Here is a 20,642-nt window from a genome sequence, read left to right on the forward strand (position 1 = left end):
GTATCTCCTCTGGCTGGCTGGTTGGTCGCACTTCCATTCCAGCCGGATACGCCGCCTTCCTCAATCCCCCCGTACACCACTTTCGACAGTAACTCGAAGCTCAGTTCCACGCCCCGCTGCTCGGCCCAGTCGGCGATCGCGGCCGAGACGAACTCGGGGCCATTGTCGAGGCGGAGTTGCTGCGGATAGCCCCGCCAGGCGGCGATACGCTCCAGCACCCGGATCACACGGGGTGCGGGCAGATTCAGATCGATCTCCACGGCCAGCGCTTCCCGGTTGAAGTCATCCACGACGTTGAAGGTGCGAAAGCGCCGTCCGTCCCACAGCGCATCCGACATAAAGTCCGCTGACCAGCACGCGTTGGGGGCCTCGGTCGACGCCAGGGGCCGGGGCTCCCGTGGTGGCAAGCGGCGCTTGCCCTTGCGCCGCAGGTTCAGCTTCAGGGCGCAGTACACGCGCCAGACCCGCTTGTGGTTCCAGGGCACGCCCCGACGCCGGATCAGCTTGAACAGCTTGCCAAAGCCCCGCTCCGGATAGCGTTCCACCAGCTCCTGCAGTAGCGCGATCACCGCATCGTCCCGGTCCGGTTGCTTGCGATACCGCACCACCGACCGAGCAACCCCTGCCGCCTGACAGGCTCGGCGCTGACTCAGCCCGTGCTCCTGCGTCAACGCAGTGACCACACGGCGCTTCTCGTCCGGGCTCAGAGCTTTTTTGTGATCACGTCCTTCAGGGCCGTGTTCTCCAGGGCCAGCTCGGCATACATCCGTTTGAGCCGGTTGTTCTCGTCCTCCAGCTCCTTCAGCCGTCGGACGTCGGCCGCTTCCATGCCGCCGTATTTCGACTTCCACTGGTAATAGGTCGCTTCCGAGACCCCGATCTCTCGACAGACGTCCTTCACCTTCCGGCCGCCTTCGACCTGCTTCAACGTCTGAACAATCTGGCTTTCCGTAAACCGACTCTTGCGCATCTCGGCCTCCTTGGGCTCTAGTGTGCCCGGAGACCTCCAGTTTTCAATGGACCGAATTTACGGGAAGGTTGAGATAGAGCCAGGGCAGCAGCTCCTCGACCGAACGCGCCCGGCGCAGATACGGCGGCAGCAGGCTCGACGTGAAGTGCCGGCCGCCGCCGGACCGATCCCGGGTCTTCGGCACCGGCACCGACACATCGCCGATGCCGGTCTGGACCCGGCGCTCCGGCTGGTAGCCATTGCGCACCACTGCCCGGCGCCCGTCCGGCAAGCGATCCTCCGCGTAGCGCTCCATGAACGTCTGCAACTCGGCCTCCACCGCTTGCTGGATCAGATCCCGCGCCCCGCGGCGCAGCAGATCGGTCAACGGGTCCTCTGGTCCGTTCGGGTGCTCTGTCGTATCGTGAGCCATGGTGGCGTATCTCCTCTGGCTGGCTGGTTGCTCGCACTTCCATTCCAGCCGGATACGCCGCCTTCCTCAATCCCCCGTACACCACTTTCGACAGTAACTCTGCTTCAGGCGGGGGCAGCCAAGGGCTCAGGGTGCCCCGACTAGACCCCCCAGGGAGGTGTCCAGGCCAAACGGGGTGCGGAGGAACACACGCTTCCATGGCGATGACAGTCTGGCCATCAATGCGGTTACAGAGCTCGTCAACCCCGGCATCTCGCTTGCGCGAAAAGCGGAAGGCCATCTCACCGCGCCGATCCACGGCGTGAATGTGGAAGACGTTCTTGGCAAGGTCAACACCAGCAATGGCTACGGACATCAGTTCACTCCTCGTGGTGGGCCCCGTGTCTTCGATCTACATGAGAGGGTGAGTAGGGTCCACGATTGCTTACGTTCGGAGCTTGGCGAGGGGCAGCTCACCTTTCGGCGAGAGGCCATATCCGGCCACTCCGCTTGTGCAGCGTAGTCTGCAACATAAAATCAGGACCTTTTAACGCAACATGGCGCTCACGCCCACCTAGTGTTCGCTCGTAGGCGGCAATAGCGAGATCTGCCAATCCTCCGGCGCGTCGTCTGGCAGCGCCTGATCGAGATAGGCGATCAGGTCTTCCTGGCGAGGCTGCCCGAACACCATTCGGTAGAGGGCGAGCTGGCGTTTCATCTGCTGAAGTCGTCCGACATCGCGGCTTAGCGGGAGCAGCAACACGCGCCGGAGGATTCGGGCATCACCCGCTTCGTAGATCCACCAGGGCGCCAGGTCGGACTGTTGGCCGAAGTCGGTGGTTTCGGCGCACGCGAACAGCCGCTCCCACGGATCCCCCTCGCCCTGCCAACCGGACAGCCCGTCCAGTCCAATATCCTGAGCGACGTTTCGGCGAACCGCGTGCCCCTTGTAGCGGTGCACGCGCCCCTCGCGTTGCTCCATGTCGACCGGGTTCGACGGCAGGTTCCAGTGCACCACGGAATGGCACCAGGTGTGGAAGTCCAGACCTTCCTGGCCGGCCGACGTACTGGAAAGCACAAACGGCCGGAAGGGTGAGTTGAACGCCGCGCGCACAGCATCGGCGCGCGCGATGGGACCACTGCTGTCATCGCGCATATCGCCGAAGCGCAGCGCGAAACGACAACGGATGGAGAAGTCATCCACCGCGACCTGGCGCCCCTTCACCTGGACCTCATCCACCTTGAGCTGCGCCGAACGCATCGACAGCGATTCCGCGATCGCCCGCGCCACGCCGTCGATGCGCTCGGCGGGGGCCGCGTCCACCAGGCCAAGCTGTTCCGGCAACACATGCACATGCTCGTCCAGCACCGCCTGCAGGTTGCCTTCGACCGCATAGTCCAGCGCCTGGCGCCAGTACGGCAGATTGTCCCGATTCTGGATCAGAACCACGCTCTCGGGGAGGTTGAACAGGGTACGGAAGCCATTCGCGACCTGCGCGGCGCCTGAAAGCAACGCCGGGTCGTTCCAGTCCATATCCGGTACTACCCGCCGTAGAGCACGCACCCCGCAGGCCCCCGGTCCGCCCAATGCGAACCGGGCCACCACGTCGGCCAGATCCGGCGGTCGCCGCCCCAGGTCGACGCCGCCCTGCATCGCCTCGATCATGTGATCGACGTGGGCATGGAACTGGTCGCCGCTTTCGCGTTCGGGAATGGCCTCGGACCAGCCGCTCGCGGACCGCATCCACTCCACCAGGTGATCGTCGTGTTCCAGCATGGCGATGGTGGCCCAGTACCAACGCTCATCCACTCTTCCATGAGCTTCGCCCTCGGGAAGCTCAGCGAGCAGTTCGCGACATCGCCTGGCAGCGGCTGCAAGAAGCGTGTCCAAACTCGGCGGATCGCCATTCGAGAGATCCATGGCCAAGCGAAGCGGATCCAGCTCGCGCGCCAAACGAGGGGCCGGCATGATCCGCGCCAGTGCCGGCATCCCGGTCAGTCGACCGTCCGCATCCGTATGGAACCGCAGGAGGGGCCGAACGCGCTCATAGGTATTGCTGTAGGTGACGTCTTCGCCGTCCTGACCAAACGCCCGAGCCTGGGCCTCGTACGAGCACAGGGTTGCGATCGCATCCGGCACCGCGTTCCAGGCCGAAAACACCAGTTGTTTGGTGACCTGCCCGGCGCGTGCCCAGGGCCCCGCGAGCTGCGTGTACGGCAATGACGGCGGAAGCCACAAGAGTTCCCAGAGACCAGAATCCACGGTCTCGTTGACGAACGCGCGCATCCGCGCGTGAGGGATTTCCAGCGACTGATAGTTCTCGACACGCTGGCGGTCGATCGTGCTTAGCCCATTCGCATCCCTGATTGCGCGCTTCAGCTCGGTCGGCGGCGCCTCACCGATCGCGTCCAGCTCCCGGCGCAACTGGTAGTCACGCATATAACTGAGCATGTACGGAATCGACTTCCAGTACTCGATCACATCGGGCAGACCGGCCGCACGCGCCGTCGCGTCGATGTTCCGCGCGTACTCGAGATCCGAAGGCGACAAAGTGACCACCCGCTCATCCCCGTCCAGCATGGCATCCCGCCGCCGCGTCAGGCCCACCCGCTCGGTCCGGCACATCACCTTCATCAAATGGGATTGCAGGCGTTCGCGCGCCTCATGGAGCCCCTCGTGATGTCCCTCCGCGAGTTGTCGGCAGCCGCGTCGATAAGCCTCGAGATGGTCTCCCAGGCGATCGCTTTCATTCGGGTCGCCGTACAGGAACCCCACCGTGTTCCGAAACTCCTCGTGGTGATCCTCGTCCGACTCGCCGTGCATGCTCAGCATGCGGTACGGGGTCGCCGACAACAGGAGCAGTCGCACCCCGTCCAGCGAGAAAAGGTCGTTGGCCAGAGCCGCCTCTTCCGTCTCCCCGTTCAACAGGTCGGAAAAGCGCTGAAACTCGTCCAGGATCACCAACGAGGGACGCAGGGCCGCCAGGCAGACCCGGGCAAGCTGTCGGCGTAGCTCACCCACCACGGCATTGCGCTCGGTGTTCGCCTCCGGGCCGCGCTCGGCTTCAGGGGCTTCGTAGACCTCGCAGATATGCTCAAGCCGTTCGCGCAGATGCACCTGCTGGCGCAGGTGTTCGACGAACGCCTCCGCCAGGTCCGGATCGATCGCCTCCGGGCGTTTCTCCAGCCACTGGGGCCAGGTTTCGCCGACGCTGCACTGGAGAGCCTTGCTCAGCCCCACCGAACTCAGCCCCTCCAGCCCGTCGAGCAGATGGAACAACAACACCCGCTCCTGCACCTTCCCCGTGCTGGAGCGCAGATTGAACGTCGTCCCGGGTGTCAGGCTGATGAAATTGACCGGGTTGCGGTTGAGATGATGCACCGTCTGCGGCAGCAGCGTCAGTCGACTGGCAAGGGCAAACCCGCCCTCTTCCATCACGTTCATCCGACGCACGTTCTGCTCGGCAATCGCCGCATTCGAGCACACGTAGATGATGTCGATGCGCTCCCCTCGTCCGCTTAACGCCTCCAGGGTGCGTGCGATGACGCCGCGAGCGACCAGGGTCTTGCCGAGCCCCACCTCGTCGGCCACCAGGAAACGCCCGCTGCCCGCCGGGTCGAACAGCCGCTGGAAGGCGTAATCCACGGTGCGTCGCTGAAACGGCTTGAGCCCGTCCAGCACCGGCCCGGCATCGAAGCTTTCGATCTTATCCATCGCGGCGCTCCATCGCTTCCTGGTACGTACGCCAAAGCGCCTCGAACTCCGGCGGCACCAACTCGGAGCCACCGACGCGTCTTTGCAAGCGCTCGATCATCTCCGCAATATCCTGCAGGCGTTCCGGTTCGCGGCTGTAACAGCGGGTCATCTCCTCCAGCAGCGGCAGCTCATCCAGCGCAGCCTTGTGCCAGTGTCCATGGCCGCTTCCCGCGATCGGCATGAAGGCCGCTGCGGAGGCATCATCGCCGGCCAGCAGCAGCATCAAATAGCGCAGGAACCCGTCGCGGTTCTCCACCACGGCACGCAGAATCGCCGCCTCGCGGTCCTCCGCGGGCAAACCCTCGATCGGCAGGTTGAGTGCAAAACGCAGCGGCTCCGCGGCCGGATCCGTCAGCTCGAAGGCAATCACACCGGTCAGGTACGCGGGTCCACCATGGGCCAGCTCCGTCCGATGTTCTTCCGGACCCGCCTCAAGCGTCACCGCCTCATTCGGCCGCCGGCTCACCGGCCACGCGCGGCAGGCCACCGATTCCGGCACCTCGACGCCCCCGGCCAGCCACAAACGCCACATACCCTCGGCACTGCCGGGCTCGCACACGACCTTCAACCCGCCACGGGCCAGCGCCGTCCGGGCCTGCTCCAGCCGCTCGCGCGCCCGGACCTTTTCCGCATCCTCGTCGGACACATCCTCCCCGGGTGCCCAGTGCTGGAGCACACTCCCGAGCCCCTTTTCGCCCAGCAGGTCGTCGATACCGCCCAGCTTGCGGCGCGGCCCGGTCAAAGTCGCCATCACCTCGAGGTTGTGCTGCGCCAGCAATGCGGCATCCGTCACGTTCGCCGAGCCCAGGGTGATCGACGTGCGCGTCCCCTGCTCACGGATCCACGCCTTGGCGTGCAGGCCGTGAGTGTCGTGGTCGATCTCGCCCTCGTTGTCTTCTGTCTCGGCTGCGTCATGAAGTACGTAACAGGCATCGAACGCACCGCAGACTTCCGCCGATACCTGCTCCAGCTCCTCCGGCCGCGAAATCAACGCCACCGGATTGGAACTGGCGTCGGCCAGCCGACGCAGCGCCGTATCCTTCAGAAACGGCGAAATCACCGCCAGGCGGTCGCCCGGCTCGGGTTCCCAGCGCGTCCCCGGCAGTCCCGGAACCACAAACTCCAGGGTCTCGGCGCCATCGGGCAACGCGAAGTCACAAGTCATCAGATCGCGGGCCAGATCCCGGGCGTGCGCGTGCCGATCCGCATCCAATTCCCGCGTCGCCAGCCCCGGCAGACTCTCCACCAACCGCGCCAGGGGCCGGTTCGACTCAATGCTTTCCTCGCCCAGCACGCCATCAAGCTGCAGCGAGAGGTCCCAGGAGCGATCATCGGTGACATTGCGCGACAGGATCGCCACCCGCAGCAGCGGCGGTTCCTGTACCCCCGGATCCGGCTGGAAGCGCAGCACCCAGACCTTGGGATGAAACACCCCGTCGCCGGGCGGCTCCACCTCCACCATGCACGGCTCCAGCAGCCCGAAAAGATGGTTGCCGTCCTTCGGCGCGCGCATCTGGCCGCGCTGGAGATAGAGCGTCACCCGATCCATCGTGCGCCGGACCGATTCGTACACCGCGATTCCGTCATCGCTCCGCCCGGCTCCGAGCAGCGACAGATGGACCGGGATGGTCAGCAGCGTGGGAATGTCGAGCGAGAAAGTGGTGCCCAGCGCCTGGTCCAGCGAGTAACCGGGCGGTGGCGTAAGCAGGCTGGTGTACAGGTTGCGCCCGTTGGGGTCCAGCATTACCCCTCCTCGCCGTACAACGCCGTGTGCAGATCCCGGTGGAAACGCATCACCGTCGGCCACCGATAGTTGTAGCGATGGGCTCCCGACTGGCCGCTCCACTGCGTCAGCGCCTGTGGGTTGGTAAAGCGCGAGCGCGCCTTTTTCAGCAGTGTTTCGCGCCGCCGTACCAGATCACGCGCCGCCTCATCGGCCCGCAACCGCGCCCCGTCGCTGCCGCAAGCCACGACGCGTTCACGCCAGTCCCGCAAAAAGCGCCTTGCGCCTTCGGGCACCCGCAGCGCCCCCACCTCGGTCAGCGCGAAGAGTTCGTCGAGGTTCCATTCCGCGAATGGCAATGCCTGAGCCGACTCGGTCCAGTCGTCCAGCCACTGCTGGTAGTACTCCACCCACTCCTCGCGTTCGCGACGTTCCGACAATGCCAGGTTGTAGAGCAGGAACGCCCCCTGGGCGAGCACCGCAAGTTTCTCCGCCTGATCCAGCAGTGCCTGCTGCCGCTCACTGAAACTCGCCCGATCGGGATGCTCCCAGGGATAAGTCACGTCCGCCGGGGCGCAACCTTCGAACAGGTGAGCCAGCAGACTGGTGGGGTGGCTCTCGCGCACCCGGTCCAGCAGAAACTCCGCTTCCCCGACCTCGAGCGCCAGGGACACCCCGCCCGGGAAGCCGTCGGGTGCCTTCGGCAAACCCGGGTGCCAGGTACGGTACTCCGAATCCCCGGAACCGGAGCCACCCTGACCCTCCAGGCGACCATACTCTCGGCGCTGCTCCACCAGGCTAACCACACTCCGGTGGTAACGCTCCTGCGACAGCAGCACCTCCCGGATGCCCCACGAAGCCAGCCCCGCCCAATACACCGAACTGGGTAATCGCTGCAGTGTACGGCCGGATCCGATGCCGAACACTCCCGCCCGGTCGTCCGACTCGCGCAGCGCATCCACAATGCGAAACTCAAGATCCGCCGCCCGCGCCGGCACCTTCTCCGCCGCAAGCGTCCCCTGCGCCAATTCCGCCTCTACCTGCTGATACACCCACGCCACCAGCAGCATGTAGCGCAAGCGCGTCTGGATCGTACTCGTGCCCGGAAAAAGCAGATCCGCCAGGTTATCCCGAATCGCCCCTAGCCCCAGCTCGTCGCGCGTTTCGCGCTCCCCGAACATCGCCAGCACGCGCATACTGCGCTCGCGCGCATCCGCATCGTGGTCAAGCCAAGCGAGTTTCCACTGGAGCATTAGCTCTCCTTTCCCCGCACCCAATCCACCTCGTGACGATCAATGTGCTATCCGCGCCGCGCGCACTATTCGACATTTCCGATATGTGGCCCACCCTATGCCACATCCCTTCACCGATCGCAGGCGGTGTCTGTCCCGACGTGTCGACACTTGCCGCACCACCGCACAACGCCTCCTGCAGCACACCACCATGATCTATATCATTACCACTACCTCAATCACACTCAATCACTCTTCGACTCCAGCAACTGTTGGGCCGTTGTTTTCACATTCTCCTCTCGAACGTAATCAGAAGAATACTCAAGGTTTGGAAACACATAATAATAAAGCGTATCGATTAGCACATCCCCAAATTCTCTCGTCCCCGCGATTAACTTTGCTTTATCCGCAGGGCCCTTGGGCGGAGCAGGCAAATTTGGCAGAGGAGGCGGCTCTGGGGGACCCGGAAAAAACAGTTTCTGCCAAAATGACAGTGAATCCTTATGCCTTTTCCATTGCATATATCGAATATTATGAAGCTCCATCTTGTCTGCGCGAAGCTTTTCCGCACGCACCTTCGCATTGAGGTACCGCTTATTATCTTGCACTAAAAGCGCTTCCGCAATATAGAAGGCATATTGTTTCTTCTTTCGCCTCATCCATACGCGCATAACCTTGCTTTGAGAAAGCTCACCCCCACGCCTAAGAGCTAATGCAATCTGGATTATCTTCGCAGTTACTAGCGCCGACTTCGGATCAATTAAAGAATCGCCACCTTCTAATCCGTCACCTATTTTTGCCGCCGCCATCTCCAACTCTCTATTATCGAGAACTGAAACTATCTTAATAATCGAGTTGAAGGCGTCCTCGAACTCGTGCTTTTTTCGAATATCTTCTTGATATGTCATTTCTAATCACCACAAAACCGTCACCTATCTGGATAACGACACTCCACCGTCATATTCAGGGTTTGCTTGCCCCCATCAGAGAAGACAACACCGTGCAAATCTGTGGTGGCCGACGTCATTTGGTCCCACATGCTCTCGCAGGCTGCTCCCGTTGCTGACCCAGCCATCACTCGCCTTGAGTCAACAGGTACCAAATTCCGCAATTCGGTCACCAGCTTCACCCTTGTCCACCAAAGCCCGGCACTCGCGGCGCCTTTCCACTAGACCCGCTACAATCAGGTAGTAACGCTCCTGCGACAGCGGCACCTCCCGGATACCCCACGAAGCCAGCCCCGCCCAATACACCGAACTGGGTAATCGCTGCAGTGTACGGCCGTTTCCGATGCCGAACACTCCCGCCCACCACTACCTCAATCACACTCAATCACCCTTCGACTCCAGCACCTGTTGGGCCGTTGTTTTCACATTCTCCTCTCGAACGTAATTAGAAGAATACTCAAGGTTTGGAAACACATAATAATAAAGCGTATCGATTAGTATATCCCCAAACTCTCTCGTCCCCGCGATTAAATTCGCTTTATCCTCTGGATCCAGGGGCGGGCTCGGGAGAGGTGTAAAGTGCGGCGCCTCCGGTGGACTCGAAAAATCAAAAACCCTCTCCAAAAAAGTTGATTCCGCTTTATAGGTTTCCCAGTCTTTCAGGTCTTTTTTGTATTCTTTTGATTGTTCTTCCCGAAGCTTTTCAACTCGTTTTAGTTCTAGGCGATACTGTTTGTTCTCTCCCACTAATAGCGCTTCTGCCACGTGATAGGCAAATTCCTTTTTCTTGCGTGCTAACCAGATTCTCATCATTTGGCTTTGAGATAATTCCCCGCGATACCTCAGCCACAACGCAACTTGGATAATCTTTGCGGTTACCAAAGCAGATTTCGGATCAAGTAGCTCGTCACCATTTTCTATTCCATCTCCGATTCTTGCGGCCGCAAGCTCGAGCTCTCTGTTATCGAGGACCGATACAATTTTAAGTATTTCATTAAAGGAGTCCTCGAACTCGTGTTTTTGCCGGATCTCTTCTTCATATGTCATGGGTATTTACCCGCATAAGCCAAAGTGCTCTTTTAATGAGCTTCGCGGTTGGCCGGCTTTTTATCCAAGCCATCTCCGGCGTAGATGCTCTCTCCATTGGTTGACTTAGGATGGTTAGGGTGTACAGCTAGCCGACGTAGAACTCTTGCCCTAACCTCAGTGTACTCGCGAGCTAAACGGCTTCCTATTCTACTGAGCCGCCTGACTATGATAGTCCTCCCCTTGCTTCAGGAGACGCAGGATCAGCAGCGCGAAATCGCGCTGCCGCTCCGGGTCGTCCAGGACCTGCATGGAGAGTTTTTCGTGGTCGGTCATGGCGTCGAGGACGGTGTCGGTGACGCGTTTGGGGAACAGCCCGTGCATCACCTGGTCGGGGCTGTGGTTCTCGACCTGGGCCATTACGGCGTCGTCGCGGCGGATGCGGTCGGCGATGCCGTTGGCGAACTGGAGCTTGTCTTCATCGCTCACCTCGGCGCCGAACAGTTCGTTGAGCTGGTCGATGATCTCGGAAAGGCGCTTCTTTTCCGGATCGTGGGGCTTGCCGGAGCCGACGTCGGAGACGGGTTTGAGCCCGTCGTAATCGGCGCCCTCCTCCTCGAGGTTCAGGCGCTGTTCGGCGCGCTTGTTCAGGCGGTAGTGGGTCAGCTCCAGCTCGTCGACGTCGATCTGCTCCTCTTCCAAGTTCTCGATGCGCAGCAGCGGATGCAGGGCGCGGGCGTAGACGTTGAGCTGTTCCAGCTCGTGGTCCTCGAAGTCGACGATTTGTGACAGGAACTCGTAGCTGCGCACGAAGCTCTGCAGGTTCTTGCGGAACAGGTCCAGCTCGTCGCGCGTGGGTGGGCGTCCTTCAGTTCCTGCTCGGCGCGGTGCAGACCGGGCTTGTCGCCATTGCGTTCGGCTTCGTCGTAGGCGGCCTTCCAGGTCTGGATCTGCTCCAGCACCGCCTTGTAGCGGGCGTGGTAGCGTTCCTTCGCGGGCTGGCAGTAGTAGCTGAGCTGGCTGGCGCCGGCCTTCGGATCAAAGAAGGCGCGGGCGAAGTTCTCGACCTCGTCCCAGTGGTAGATGCCGGCGGCGTCCAGGCTCTTCTGCAGGTCGTAGACGATCTGCGGGTCGGAGACGTCGGCCAGCTCGGCCTTGTTGTAGTACGGGCGGAAGGCCTCGAGGATGTCTTCGGCATCGTTGAAGAAGTCGAGGACGAAGGTGTCCTCCTTGCCCGGGAAGGTGCGGTTCAGGCGCGAGAGGGTCTGCACGCACTCCACGCCCTGCAGCTTCTTGTCCACGTACATGGCGCAGAGCCGGGGCTGGTCGAACCCGGTCTGGAACTTGTTGGCGACGATCATCACGTTGTATTCGTCGGTGTCGAACGCCTCGGCCAGGTCGCGGCCCTTCAGCCCCGGGTTCAGCAGCGAGCTGGTCTCGGTCACCTCCTCGGGGATCACCTCGTCCGGCAGGACGGAGCCGGAGAAGGCGACCAGCGCATGTACGTCGGGGTAGCCCTTGCCCTGGATGTATTCGCGCATGGCCAGCGCGTAGCGCACGGCCTCCTGGCGGCTGCCAGTCACCACCATGGCCTTCGCCTGGCCATCCAGCAAGTGACGCACGTTGGCGCGGAAGTGCTCGACGATCACTTCGACCTTCTGCGAGATGTTGTAGGGGTGCAGGCGCACCCAGCGGGCGATCTTGGTCGAGGCCTTGCGCGACTCCACCTCCTGGTCATCGGCGTGCGGATGCGCCAGCTTCCAGGCGGTGGAGTACGTGGTGTAGTTCTTCAGCACGTCGAGGATGAAGCCTTCCTCGATGGCCTGGCGCATGGAGTACAGGTGGAAGGGCTCGGGCTTGTTGTCCGCCGAGGGCGGCAGCTCCGGATCCGGCGGGCGGCCGAACAGCTCCAGGGTCTTCGCCTTGGGAGTCGCAGTGAAGGCGTAGTAGCTGATGCGCTCGGCCGGCTTGCGCGCGGCCACGGCTGCGTCCAGCAGCTCCTCCGCGCTGATCTCCTCGTCCTCCGGCTTGTCCGTTCCAAGAATCGCCTTCAGCTTGGTGGCGGAGGACCCGGTCTGCGAGGAATGCGCCTCATCGGCGATCACCGCATAGCGCCCGGCGGCCAGGTCCGGGCGCTTGTCCAGGGCGTCGAACAGCGCCGGGAAGGTCTGGATGGTCACGATGATGATACGGGTCTGCTCGGCCAGCGCCTCGGCCAGTTGCTCCGATTTGCTCTGGCTGCCGACATCGCGGGTGATCGGCCGCACCACACCGTGCGCATGGTCGAACTGGTAGATGGTGTCCTGGAGCTGGCTGTCCAGCACCGTGCGGTCGGTAACCACCACCACGGAGTTGAACAGCTTGCCGCCCGCCTCGTCGTACAGCGCGGCGAGCTGGTGCGCGATCCAGGCGATGGAGTTGGACTTGCCGGAGCCGGCGCTGTGCTGGATCAGGTAGCGCTGCCCGGCCCCTTCCTCGCGCGTCGCCTCGATCAGGCGGTTCACCACGTCCCACTGGTGGAAGCGCGGGAAGATCAGCGACTCCTTCTTGCGCCGCTTGCCGTGGAAGTCTTCCTCCGGTTTTGTCCTCCAGGTGCAGGAAGCGGCCGATGATCTTCAGCCAGGCATCCGGCTGGAACACGCGCTGCCACAGGTAGCCGGTGGCGTAGCTGTCCGGGTCCGGCGGTGCGGGGTTGCCGGCGCCGCCGTCCTCCGTGCCCCGGTTGAAGGGCAGGAAGAAGGTGTCCTTGCCATTCAGGCGCGTAGTCATCGCCACCTGGTCCTGGCTGACCGCGAAGTGCACCAGCGCCCCGCGCTTGAAGGTCAGCAGCGGCTCGGGCTTGCGGGTGACCGGGTCCTTCAGCGGGCGGTCGCGCCGGTACTGGCGCTTGGCGTTCTCCACCGACTGCTTGAACTCGCTTTTGAGCTCCAGCGTGGCGGTGGGGATGCCGTTGACGAACAGCACCAGATCCAGCCGGGGGTTGTACTCGCCGCTGCGCGCGTGCGGCGAATACGAGACCTCTGGCACCACCCGCAGGCGGTTGGCGCGGTAGCGCGCCAGGGACTCGGGGTTCATCTCGTGGTCGGGCCTGAAGCTGCACAGCTCCAGCTTCACCCCCGGCGTCTTCACCCCGTGGCGCAGCACATCCAGCGTGCCGTCGCGCTCCAGCTCTCGGGTGACCGCGCGCACCAGGGCCTTCTGCGGGTCCTGGGGGTTCTTGGCGGCGAACTTCTCCCAGCGCTCCGGCCAGGCCTCCTGCAGGTAGGCGACCAGATCCTCGGTGTACAGCGCATGGGCGGCGTCATACCCTGTGGCCGGACCGGTCAGCCAGCCATCGGCGGTCATCGCGTCGATGATGTCCTGCTGAAATTGGGCTTCCCTGCTGTCCGCCATGATGCTCCCCGAAATTAAAACTCGTCGGCGCCGGCCCCGGCCGCTTCGCTGACCAACTGGTCCTGCCACTCCCCGTAGGACTGGCCGGTGTCTTCGCGCTTCCATTCAGCGCGGCCATTGGATGTTCGTCCACTCACCATAGCAGCCGCGGCGCTGGGGCTGGAAAAGGCGTAGTCGCGGGTAAACCGCAGCAGTCCGTCCCCGCCTTCCACGACCACGCCTTCCTCACAGAGCTGCTGATGCAGGCGCTGATACCCGTGGGCGGGGCCCACCCACGCCGACCGCGCATGTGAGCCCTCCAGCACGAAGAACTCGCCCTCCGTCTCCTGGCCATACGCAGTAATGCCGTGCTTGGGCAGGGTCATGCGGAATCGAGGCGATTCCTGCACCTCGGAGGTGCTACCCGCCAGACCCTCCACGGCATCGCGGGAAGGCGGTCGGCTGGCGTCGCGCAGGAACTCGAAGCCGAGTACGGGCAGCACGGTGCGGATCTGCTCCAGGAAGAAGGCCATGTCGGCCTGATCGGCTTCGGGCAGGCCGATGTAGTCGTGGCGGGTGTTGTTGTTCAGGGTGCAGCGGCCCACGCGCTGGGCCTGCTGGATCAGCAGGCTCTCGAGGTATTTCACATGGGCCTTGGTCAGGTTCTGGTCCTTGCTGGTGATCAGGCAGACCTTCTCCCAGAAGTCCTTGCCGCCCTGTTCCTCGGTGCGGTTGTGCTGCTTGAGCCGCTTGCCGACATCATCCGACTCGCCGATGTACACCTGCGGGCGGGCGCTGTTCTCCGCATCCGGCCCCACCAGAAAGTACACGCCGGTGCGCCCGCACTCCGGACGCTGCACCAGCTCGCTCAGCTTGCCGCGCGGCCCGGTGAGCACATGCCCGGTCCAGTTCATGATCTCCGCCGTCAGCAGCCCGTGCGGCGTGCCATCCACCAGAAACAGGCGGATGCTGCGGCCCTGGGTCATTGGCCACCGCCTTGTGCCGAATACCCGGCCGACTCCTCGGCAACCATCGCCAATTCCGGCTCTCCTACCTCGACGCCGGCCGACCAGCCACGCACGTCGATCTTGCCGGTGACGGCGGCGGAGATAAGTGCAGACCGCCGTTCGGTCAGCAAGCCAATCGATTGCTCGCCGGCCGATGTCAAAGTCGAAATTGCAGCAAGTTCTTGATCGATCCTCGATGAGATTCGGTTTTGCTCCTCTACCGGTGGCAGCGGAATCAGGCAGCTCTTTATGTGACCATGTGAAATCTTTGCCATCGACATGCTTGACCCGCGAGCATCAGCTTGAAGCTGCGCTCGACCTACGTCGCTCAGAAGCACGTAGCACAGGAACCTCGAGCTCATCGCTCCCGAAACCCTGAGCCTATAAACAAGATCCGAAAAAATAAGCCGCGCTTCTGGCTCATCCCGTACGACACATGCATCGCCAACCAACTCTGGGGTATTGGCACGTGTAACGAGTAAGTCACCTGCGTGGATTTCTATATCCGAATCCGGAATAACATCATCCGGAAGTTTCTTATTATTTTTCTCAACAAACTGCCCTGTTCGAATTGCACTTAGCTTTAGAACCCCCCAATCCCCCGCGGAAGCGGGAAATGCTTCGGCAGTCGGACTCCATCCTTGATCGATACCCGACAAGACCCTGGATAACGATACAACGCCCCAATGCGCCGGCACCTCGCCCAGCCACTCGACGCCGGAGTCCTTCATCGGCACGTTGGGGTCGAGGCCCTTGGTGACGGCGTGGGAGATCACCGCCTGACGCTTCTCCTTCAGCAGCTCGATCAGCCGCCGCTGCTCCTCGATCAGCGCATCGATCTTCCCGGTCTCGTGGTCGAGGAAGGCGGCGACCGTGGCTTGTTCATCCGGCGGGGGAATTGCCATTAAATGCCCGGACAGTGACTCCTGAGTCATACTGGGCAAGGCAGTGTTCGTCGAATACATAGAGAACGGTATCTTTAGAGCCGAATAATAGAGAAACCTTCCGTTCGAAGGAGGGCTAACGACGGAATAGAACATCGTGTCAACAGTCCAAAACTTTCCTTCGACATAGAGTGGTTTATCTATAGTTCCTTTTCGGCCTAAGAGGATCGATTCTCCGTCGTATAGGTAGTTTGACGCGCGGGAGAATTCGCCGCCTGAACCAATTACTGGGATGTCACCATCTTCGGTTTCGACATTCTTATGATCTTTTCCGTTGAAGATAGTCGCGCATCGTTTGAAAGGCACGACAGCCCAATGCGCCGGCACCTCGCCCAGCCACTCGACGCCGGAGTCCTTGTACGCGGGATACTTCGAGAAGCTCATCGACTCCCCCCTTGCGCTGTTCGCCCGATGGCGCCGGACCAGAAGTCGGTTTCGTGCCAGCCGTCAGGGAACCCCATGTGCGGCCGTGACACTGCGGGGTACTGCTGCAGGAGCCCGAAAAGGCGTTCGGCCCATCCGCTGCCGGGGGACACGACACTCATGAGTGCCTCGATGACCACGGCCTGCAGGTAGAGCCGCTTGCGCGGCTCGATCTGCTGTTCGGGGTGAAGGCGTGAGCCTGTGGAGATGCGCATCGGAACGCCGGGCCATGGGCCGGTCACCTTGCGGGGCATTTCCGGCCGGCTGCCGAACTCCCGGTTCCATACCCTGCCGTGATGCGCGCAGACATTGCGCAGATCAGAAAGGCTGCGGAACCAGGAGCGGAGTACCGGGTATTTCCAGTGGAAATGGGATTCGATCCGCTGGGTATCGGCCGGCTGCCGCAGATGGGCAAACAGGGTGGAGACTTCCTTGAAGGTGAGCACCTCCACGGCCATCCAGATCGGCGGCTGATCCGGTCCTCCGTGGTATTTGTTGCGGTAGTGCGCCAGGAATGCTTCTGCATCACGTCCACGGGTCAGGGCGTTCAGCCTTTCCAGCAACCAGGCGTGGTTGTAGCGATCGTGGAAGACGGTGGGGTCCAGATATCCGTGCGGTCCGTGATGTTCCGCCAGGGTGTTCGTGAGCTGCGCCCGAAGGGCCACTTCCAGCCGCTCGATGGCATCGAGAAGTAGCAGCCTTAGTTCCCGGTCAAAGATATAGAGCTGCAGAACGTCGTCGAATGACGTGCCTTCAATGAAACGGTGGTCCGCGGAATCGGGTTGGTAGAAGGGCCGCGTGTAGGCAGAGAGTCGGAAGTAGCTGATATTCTCAAGGTAACGCTCAGCGCGCGCCTCGTCCGGCACTTGGAGACCACGCTCTTTCAGCGTATCGATCTGCTGGGCAATAGAGTGAGGTGGCTTGCGAAAAGCGGTCATCGCCGGAACCCGGACACAAAAAACCCGCCAAAGTGTGCTTCCGGGAGAGGCATGGCGGGTGTGTTACTAGGGACAATATCTTGCCCGTCCGTGGCAGTCAAGCCAGCTTCGCGGCTGTTACCCGTCGCGATAACCCGGATTTCTGCTCTCACGCCGACAGCTCCTCGATCATCTGCTTGATGCGGGTGGTGACGGCCTTCAGGTCCGCGTCGATCTCTTCCAGCGGGCGTGGGGGCTGGAACACGTAGAAGTGGCGATTGAAGGGGATCTCGAAGCCGACGATGCCGATCTCGCCGTCCTGTTCGTCGCGCTTGTCCTCGTCGATCCAGGCGTCGGGGACGTGCGGCTTCACCTCGCGCTCGAAGTATTCGAACACGTCCTCGCCCAGCGGGACGTTCTCGGTGTCGCGCAGGTCGCTGTCCGGTTCCGGGTTGCCCTTCTTGTCGGTGCAGAGGTCGGCTTCGGGGTCGCGTTCGCTCAGGCCGTTCCACACAGCCTTCAGCGCGGCGGCGGGCAGCTTCACGTCCAGCGCCTTCAACTGGGTCTTCAGGTCGGTCAGGAAGGTCTCGCGGTTGGTGTACACGCGCTCGGCGTCCAGCCGCTCGCAGGCGGCCTGCACGCCCAGGCGGGTGGTCTCGTCCAGTTTCTGGATCGGCTTTTCGGCCAGCATGCGTTCGATGCGCTCAGGGCTGGCCTGGAAGTTCAGGCGCAGCGGGCGCTCGACGGTGATACGGCGGTAGCCGAAGGCCTCGTTGGGGAAGATCTTGCTCTTGTCGCTCTCCTCGAAGGCGCCGTAGCTGCGCACGATGGCGTCGATATTGGCGTCGTCGATGTACTGGCGCTTGGAGCCGAGCGACTTGCGCATCTTGGCGTAGCGCTCGGTGGCGTCGATGAGCTGCACATGGCCGCGGCGCTCGGCCGGTTTGTTGTTGTTCAGCACCCAGATGTAGGTGGCGATGCCGGTGTTGTAGAACATGTCGGTGGGCAGGCCGATGATCGCCTCCACCATGTCGTGCTGCAGCAGGTAGCGGCGGATCTCGGACTCGCCGCTGCCGGCCCCGCCGGTGAACAGCGGCGAGCCGTTGAGGATGATGCCGATGCGCGAGCCACCCTCGCGCGGGTCGCGCATCTTGCTGACAAGGTGCAGCAGGAACAGCAGCGATCCGTCGGATACGCGCGGCAGGCCTGGGCCGAAACGCCCGTTGAAGCCCTTGTGCTTGTGCTCGTCGGTCACTTGCTTCTGGACCTTCTTCCACTCCACGCCAAACGGCGGGTTGGCGAGCATGTAGTTCGCGTGCAGGCCTTTGAGCTGATCGTCGGACAGGGTGTTGCCGAGCTTGATGTTCTCGACCTGTTGCCCCTTGATGAGCATGTCCGCCTTGCAGATGGCGTAGGACTCCGGGTTCAGCTCCTGCCCGTGCAGGGACACGCTGACATCCGGACTGATCTGCCGGATGTACTCCTCGCTCTCGGACAGGAACCCGCCGGTTCCGGCAGCCGGGTCGTAGACGGTGACGATGCCGTGCGGCTTGAGCTTGTCGTCCTGCCCGGTGAGCACCAGCGAGGTGGTCAGGTGCACCACGTCACGCGGGGTGAAGTGCTCCCCGGCGGTGTCGTTGGAGCTCTCCGCGAACTTGCGGATCAGCTCCTCGAACACCAGCCCCATGCCGAAGTTGGAGATGCGCGCCGGGCGCAGGTCGATGGCGGCGAAGCGCTGCACCACCTGATACAGCAGGTTGTTGCTGGCGAGCTGCTCGACGTATTCCTCGAAGTGGAAATGGTCGAAGATCTCGCGGGCATCCTTGCTGAAGGACTCGATGTAGCTCATCAGGTCCTCGGCCGTCTGCGTATCCGACAGGCTGGTCAGCGACAGCGGGGATGCGTTGAAGAACGGCTGCTCCGCCGCGCGCAGCAGCAGCTTTTCGAGCACGGCATCCGGCTTCTGCGCGTGCTCCCTGGCCGCCGCATGCACCGTGTCCCTGGTCGGCTCCAGCACGCACTCCAGCCGCCGCAGCAGCGTAAACGGCAGAATGATCCGTCCATACTGCGACTGCCTGAAGTCCCCCCGCAGCAGATCCGCCACCGACCAGATCCACGCCGCCGTCTCCGAATGGTTCTCCGTGTTCAACTGCTGCTCTCCTGCACGCGATGTCACTTCCGGAGGAAGATCATGGGATTTTAGGTATTGTCCAGCAAATCCAGACCGCTCGCGACCTTTGCGGGCGCTATTCCGGGGCCCGGCGCGTCCTCAGCACAACGCCCGTGAGGAGACCGGCGCCCCCGAGCAACGCCATCATTGCCAGATCGCCGGGATCGAACGTCCCGGGCATTAGGCCGAACCGCTGCAGCAATTCGAGGCCCCAGGTCAGCAGAATGCCGATCGAAAGATAGAAGCCACCCGCCAAGCTGCGGAGCGGCCAGATGACGGCAATCACCGCGAACACGGCAAACGCCCACAGCCCGTTCGGCAGGTTGTAGATGGCCCAGTCCGGCATGAGACCCGCCGCCGGACCGAGCAACGCCCGGAGGAACCGGTACAGCTCGCCCAGCCCGGACGATTCCAGCCAGGACACGAAGATCAGCGTCTCCGGCCGGAACCCAATATAGATCAAGGCGCCCGGAAGCAGCGGCACCAGCCCCAGCAGGACGGGCACCGTATACCCCGGCCCGTCACTCCGCCTGACAGCCGCGGATGACCACATTGCCAAGTTTTCCACTAACCCGCCCCTCGAGGGTAATTCGATCGCCGGAATCCACGCTGGCCGCCAGACCCGCATCCGACTCCGCCAGCATGCACTGGATGCCCACAATCGGGTTGTCCGTCTCGAACGTAATGTAGGGCGTATCCGCGATATCGCGTCCAATGTTTTCGACGGTCCCGGTGACGGCCACCACGGAATCGCCATAAGTCTCGTCGGCCCTGACTTCGTTGGCGTCATATTCCGAAAACAGCTCCTGCGCCGAGACCCGGTGCGCGACCTCCATATCCTCGACTTCGCGTGCGGTTCCCTCTTCGTCGTAACTGCCCAACGCCAGCGCCATCATCGGCGCCAGCAGGCCGACGGTCAGCAGATGCCTTTTTATTTGAGGTTTCATGTAAATCCCTTTTTTCGGTGATCCGGGTGCAAGGTCATGCTGCGCCTTCCGAGCGACAGCCATTGTCGCCCGGAATCTCCGACTCTTCTGGGTGGACGAACGGGGGTCAGGAATCGGCGCCACCATACTGGTCCCGTGCCGTCTTCAATTCCTCGGCGATGGCCTCACGCAGATTCGTCGGGCCAAGCACTTCGACCCCCGCGCCCAGGCCCAGCAGCCACCATTTCAGGTGTGCGGTGTCGCGGACGGTGGCCGTGACGCGGGAGCGGTCACAGTTCCCTTCGGGCTCGATGGTCTGGTCGTCGGACAGGCGGGCCTCGTGCAGGTGGTAAGCGAGCCCGGGGCTCACCCGGAGTTCGATGCGAATGGTTTCGCCTTCGGGGTAATCGAATGCGCCCTGCTCGATGAGCTGGTCGAGATCAAAGCCGGCGTCCGGATCGCGCGCCGGCATCTCCGTCAGGGCCGCAGCCTCGATCCGGTGCGCCGCGAGATGCAGCACGTCCTGGTGCGGTTCGATGGTAGCCAGGAGGTAGGTGACCGGCTCGCGGAACACCAGCGCCAGAGGGTGAATACGGTGGTCTCGCACCCGCTCCTTCGAGCGTGAGCGGTAGGTGATGTCGAGGCAGCGGCGTTCCAGCAGGCCCTGCTGCACGGTCGCGAACACGCCCTCCGGTATGGCCGGCGGGTCCAGTGGCGGCCCGTTGGGGAGGATGCGCACCCGCTCGGGCCACAGACTCAGGCCGGACGACTGACCCGTGGCTTCCAGAACCTCCCGCGCCCGCGCAACCTGCGGTGCCAGCCGTTCCCGGGCGGACG

General features: G+C 62.6%; 12 protein-coding genes and 4 pseudogenes. All 16 read right to left on the bottom strand.

Features of this window, described 5'->3' with window-relative positions:
* Window positions 1–95: 95 nt before the first annotated feature.
* A pseudogene (locus tag F620_RS14890) lies at window positions 96–970 on the bottom strand (IS3 family transposase); the annotation flags it as partial.
* A gap of 70 nt (window positions 971–1,040) precedes the next feature.
* A pseudogene (locus tag F620_RS0112510) lies at window positions 1,041–1,382 on the bottom strand (transposase); the annotation flags it as partial.
* A gap of 553 nt (window positions 1,383–1,935) precedes the next feature.
* Window positions 1,936–5,076: a helicase-related protein gene (locus tag F620_RS0112515; protein WP_019570815.1), complete on the bottom strand. Its 3,141-nt coding sequence runs from the start codon at window positions 5,074–5,076 to the stop codon at window positions 1,936–1,938.
* Complete coding sequence (locus tag F620_RS0112520; protein ID WP_019570816.1) at window positions 5,069–6,862, bottom strand: phospholipase D family protein; 1,794 nt, start codon at window positions 6,860–6,862, stop codon at window positions 5,069–5,071. Before F620_RS0112520 ends, F620_RS0112515 begins: the two co-directional genes overlap by 8 nt.
* Window positions 6,862–8,094, bottom strand: coding sequence for a DUF6361 family protein (locus tag F620_RS0112525; RefSeq protein WP_019570817.1), 1,233 nt, complete (start codon window positions 8,092–8,094; stop codon window positions 6,862–6,864). Before F620_RS0112525 ends, F620_RS0112520 begins: the two co-directional genes overlap by 1 nt.
* Before the next feature lie 224 nt (window positions 8,095–8,318).
* A complete protein-coding gene (locus tag F620_RS15185; RefSeq protein ID WP_155987017.1) occupies window positions 8,319–8,981 on the bottom strand; it encodes a hypothetical protein in 663 nt (220 codons plus the stop codon).
* A 186-nt stretch (window positions 8,982–9,167) separates the two neighbouring features.
* Window positions 9,168–9,380, bottom strand: a pseudogene (locus F620_RS15530) (DUF6361 family protein); the annotation flags it as partial.
* A 21-nt stretch (window positions 9,381–9,401) separates the two neighbouring features.
* Window positions 9,402–10,067 carry a hypothetical protein gene (locus tag F620_RS15190; protein ID WP_155987018.1) on the bottom strand — a complete coding sequence of 222 codons (666 nt, stop codon included), beginning with the start codon at window positions 10,065–10,067 and terminating at the stop codon, window positions 9,402–9,404.
* Between the two features lie 189 nt (window positions 10,068–10,256).
* Window positions 10,257–13,439, bottom strand: a pseudogene (locus tag F620_RS14415) (type I restriction endonuclease subunit R).
* Window positions 13,440–13,453: 14 nt separating this feature from the next.
* Entirely contained in the window at window positions 13,454–14,404 is a 951-nt protein-coding gene (locus F620_RS0112535) for a GIY-YIG nuclease family protein (RefSeq protein ID WP_019570819.1), read from the bottom strand.
* Window positions 14,401–15,753, bottom strand: coding sequence for a restriction endonuclease subunit S (locus F620_RS14420; protein WP_026331462.1), 1,353 nt, complete (start codon window positions 15,751–15,753; stop codon window positions 14,401–14,403). Before F620_RS14420 ends, F620_RS0112535 begins: the two co-directional genes overlap by 4 nt.
* The gene (locus F620_RS0112545) at window positions 15,750–16,730 is read right to left on the bottom strand and encodes an Abi family protein (RefSeq protein WP_051081253.1); all 981 of its coding nucleotides are present in this window, start codon (window positions 16,728–16,730) and stop codon (window positions 15,750–15,752) included. The genes F620_RS14420 and F620_RS0112545 overlap by 4 nt, the downstream gene beginning before the upstream one ends.
* A gap of 148 nt (window positions 16,731–16,878) precedes the next feature.
* Complete coding sequence (locus F620_RS0112550) at window positions 16,879–18,858, bottom strand: class I SAM-dependent DNA methyltransferase (RefSeq protein ID WP_019570822.1); 1,980 nt, start codon at window positions 18,856–18,858, stop codon at window positions 16,879–16,881.
* Window positions 18,859–18,955: 97 nt separating this feature from the next.
* A complete protein-coding gene (locus tag F620_RS0112555) occupies window positions 18,956–19,384 on the bottom strand; it encodes a hypothetical protein (RefSeq protein WP_038031126.1) in 429 nt (142 codons plus the stop codon).
* 16 nt (window positions 19,385–19,400) lie between these two features.
* The gene (locus F620_RS0112560; RefSeq protein WP_231373903.1) at window positions 19,401–19,889 is read right to left on the bottom strand and encodes an OB-fold putative lipoprotein; all 489 of its coding nucleotides are present in this window, start codon (window positions 19,887–19,889) and stop codon (window positions 19,401–19,403) included.
* Window positions 19,890–19,932: 43 nt separating this feature from the next.
* On the bottom strand, window positions 19,933–20,642 hold a 710-nt coding region (locus tag F620_RS14425; RefSeq protein ID WP_019570825.1), incomplete at its 5' end, for a YafY family protein.

The sequence above is a fragment of the Thioalkalivibrio sp. ALE11 genome, assembly GCF_000381205.1.
GTDB lineage: Bacteria > Pseudomonadota > Gammaproteobacteria > Ectothiorhodospirales > Ectothiorhodospiraceae > Thioalkalivibrio.

What these genes read in the sequence shown, in the direction of transcription:
- F620_RS0112545 (WP_051081253.1), bottom strand. Translation starts at nt 16,730, where the DNA reads ATGACCGCTTTTCGCAAGCCACCTCACTCTATTGCCCAGCAGATCGAT.
- F620_RS15190 (WP_155987018.1), bottom strand. Translation starts at nt 10,067, where the DNA reads ATGACATATGAAGAAGAGATCCGGCAAAAACACGAGTTCGAGGACTCC.
- F620_RS0112520 (WP_019570816.1), bottom strand. Translation starts at nt 6,862, where the DNA reads ATGCTGGACCCCAACGGGCGCAACCTGTACACCAGCCTGCTTACGCCA.
- F620_RS0112535 (WP_019570819.1), bottom strand. Translation starts at nt 14,404, where the DNA reads ATGACCCAGGGCCGCAGCATCCGCCTGTTTCTGGTGGATGGCACGCCG.
- F620_RS14420 (WP_026331462.1), bottom strand. Translation starts at nt 15,753, where the DNA reads ATGAGCTTCTCGAAGTATCCCGCGTACAAGGACTCCGGCGTCGAGTGG.
- F620_RS0112560 (WP_231373903.1), bottom strand. Translation starts at nt 19,889, where the DNA reads ATGGCTGTCGCTCGGAAGGCGCAGCATGACCTTGCACCCGGATCACCG.
- F620_RS15185 (WP_155987017.1), bottom strand. Translation starts at nt 8,981, where the DNA reads ATGACATATCAAGAAGATATTCGAAAAAAGCACGAGTTCGAGGACGCC.
- F620_RS0112525 (WP_019570817.1), bottom strand. Translation starts at nt 8,094, where the DNA reads ATGCTCCAGTGGAAACTCGCTTGGCTTGACCACGATGCGGATGCGCGC.
- F620_RS0112515 (WP_019570815.1), bottom strand. Translation starts at nt 5,076, where the DNA reads ATGGATAAGATCGAAAGCTTCGATGCCGGGCCGGTGCTGGACGGGCTC.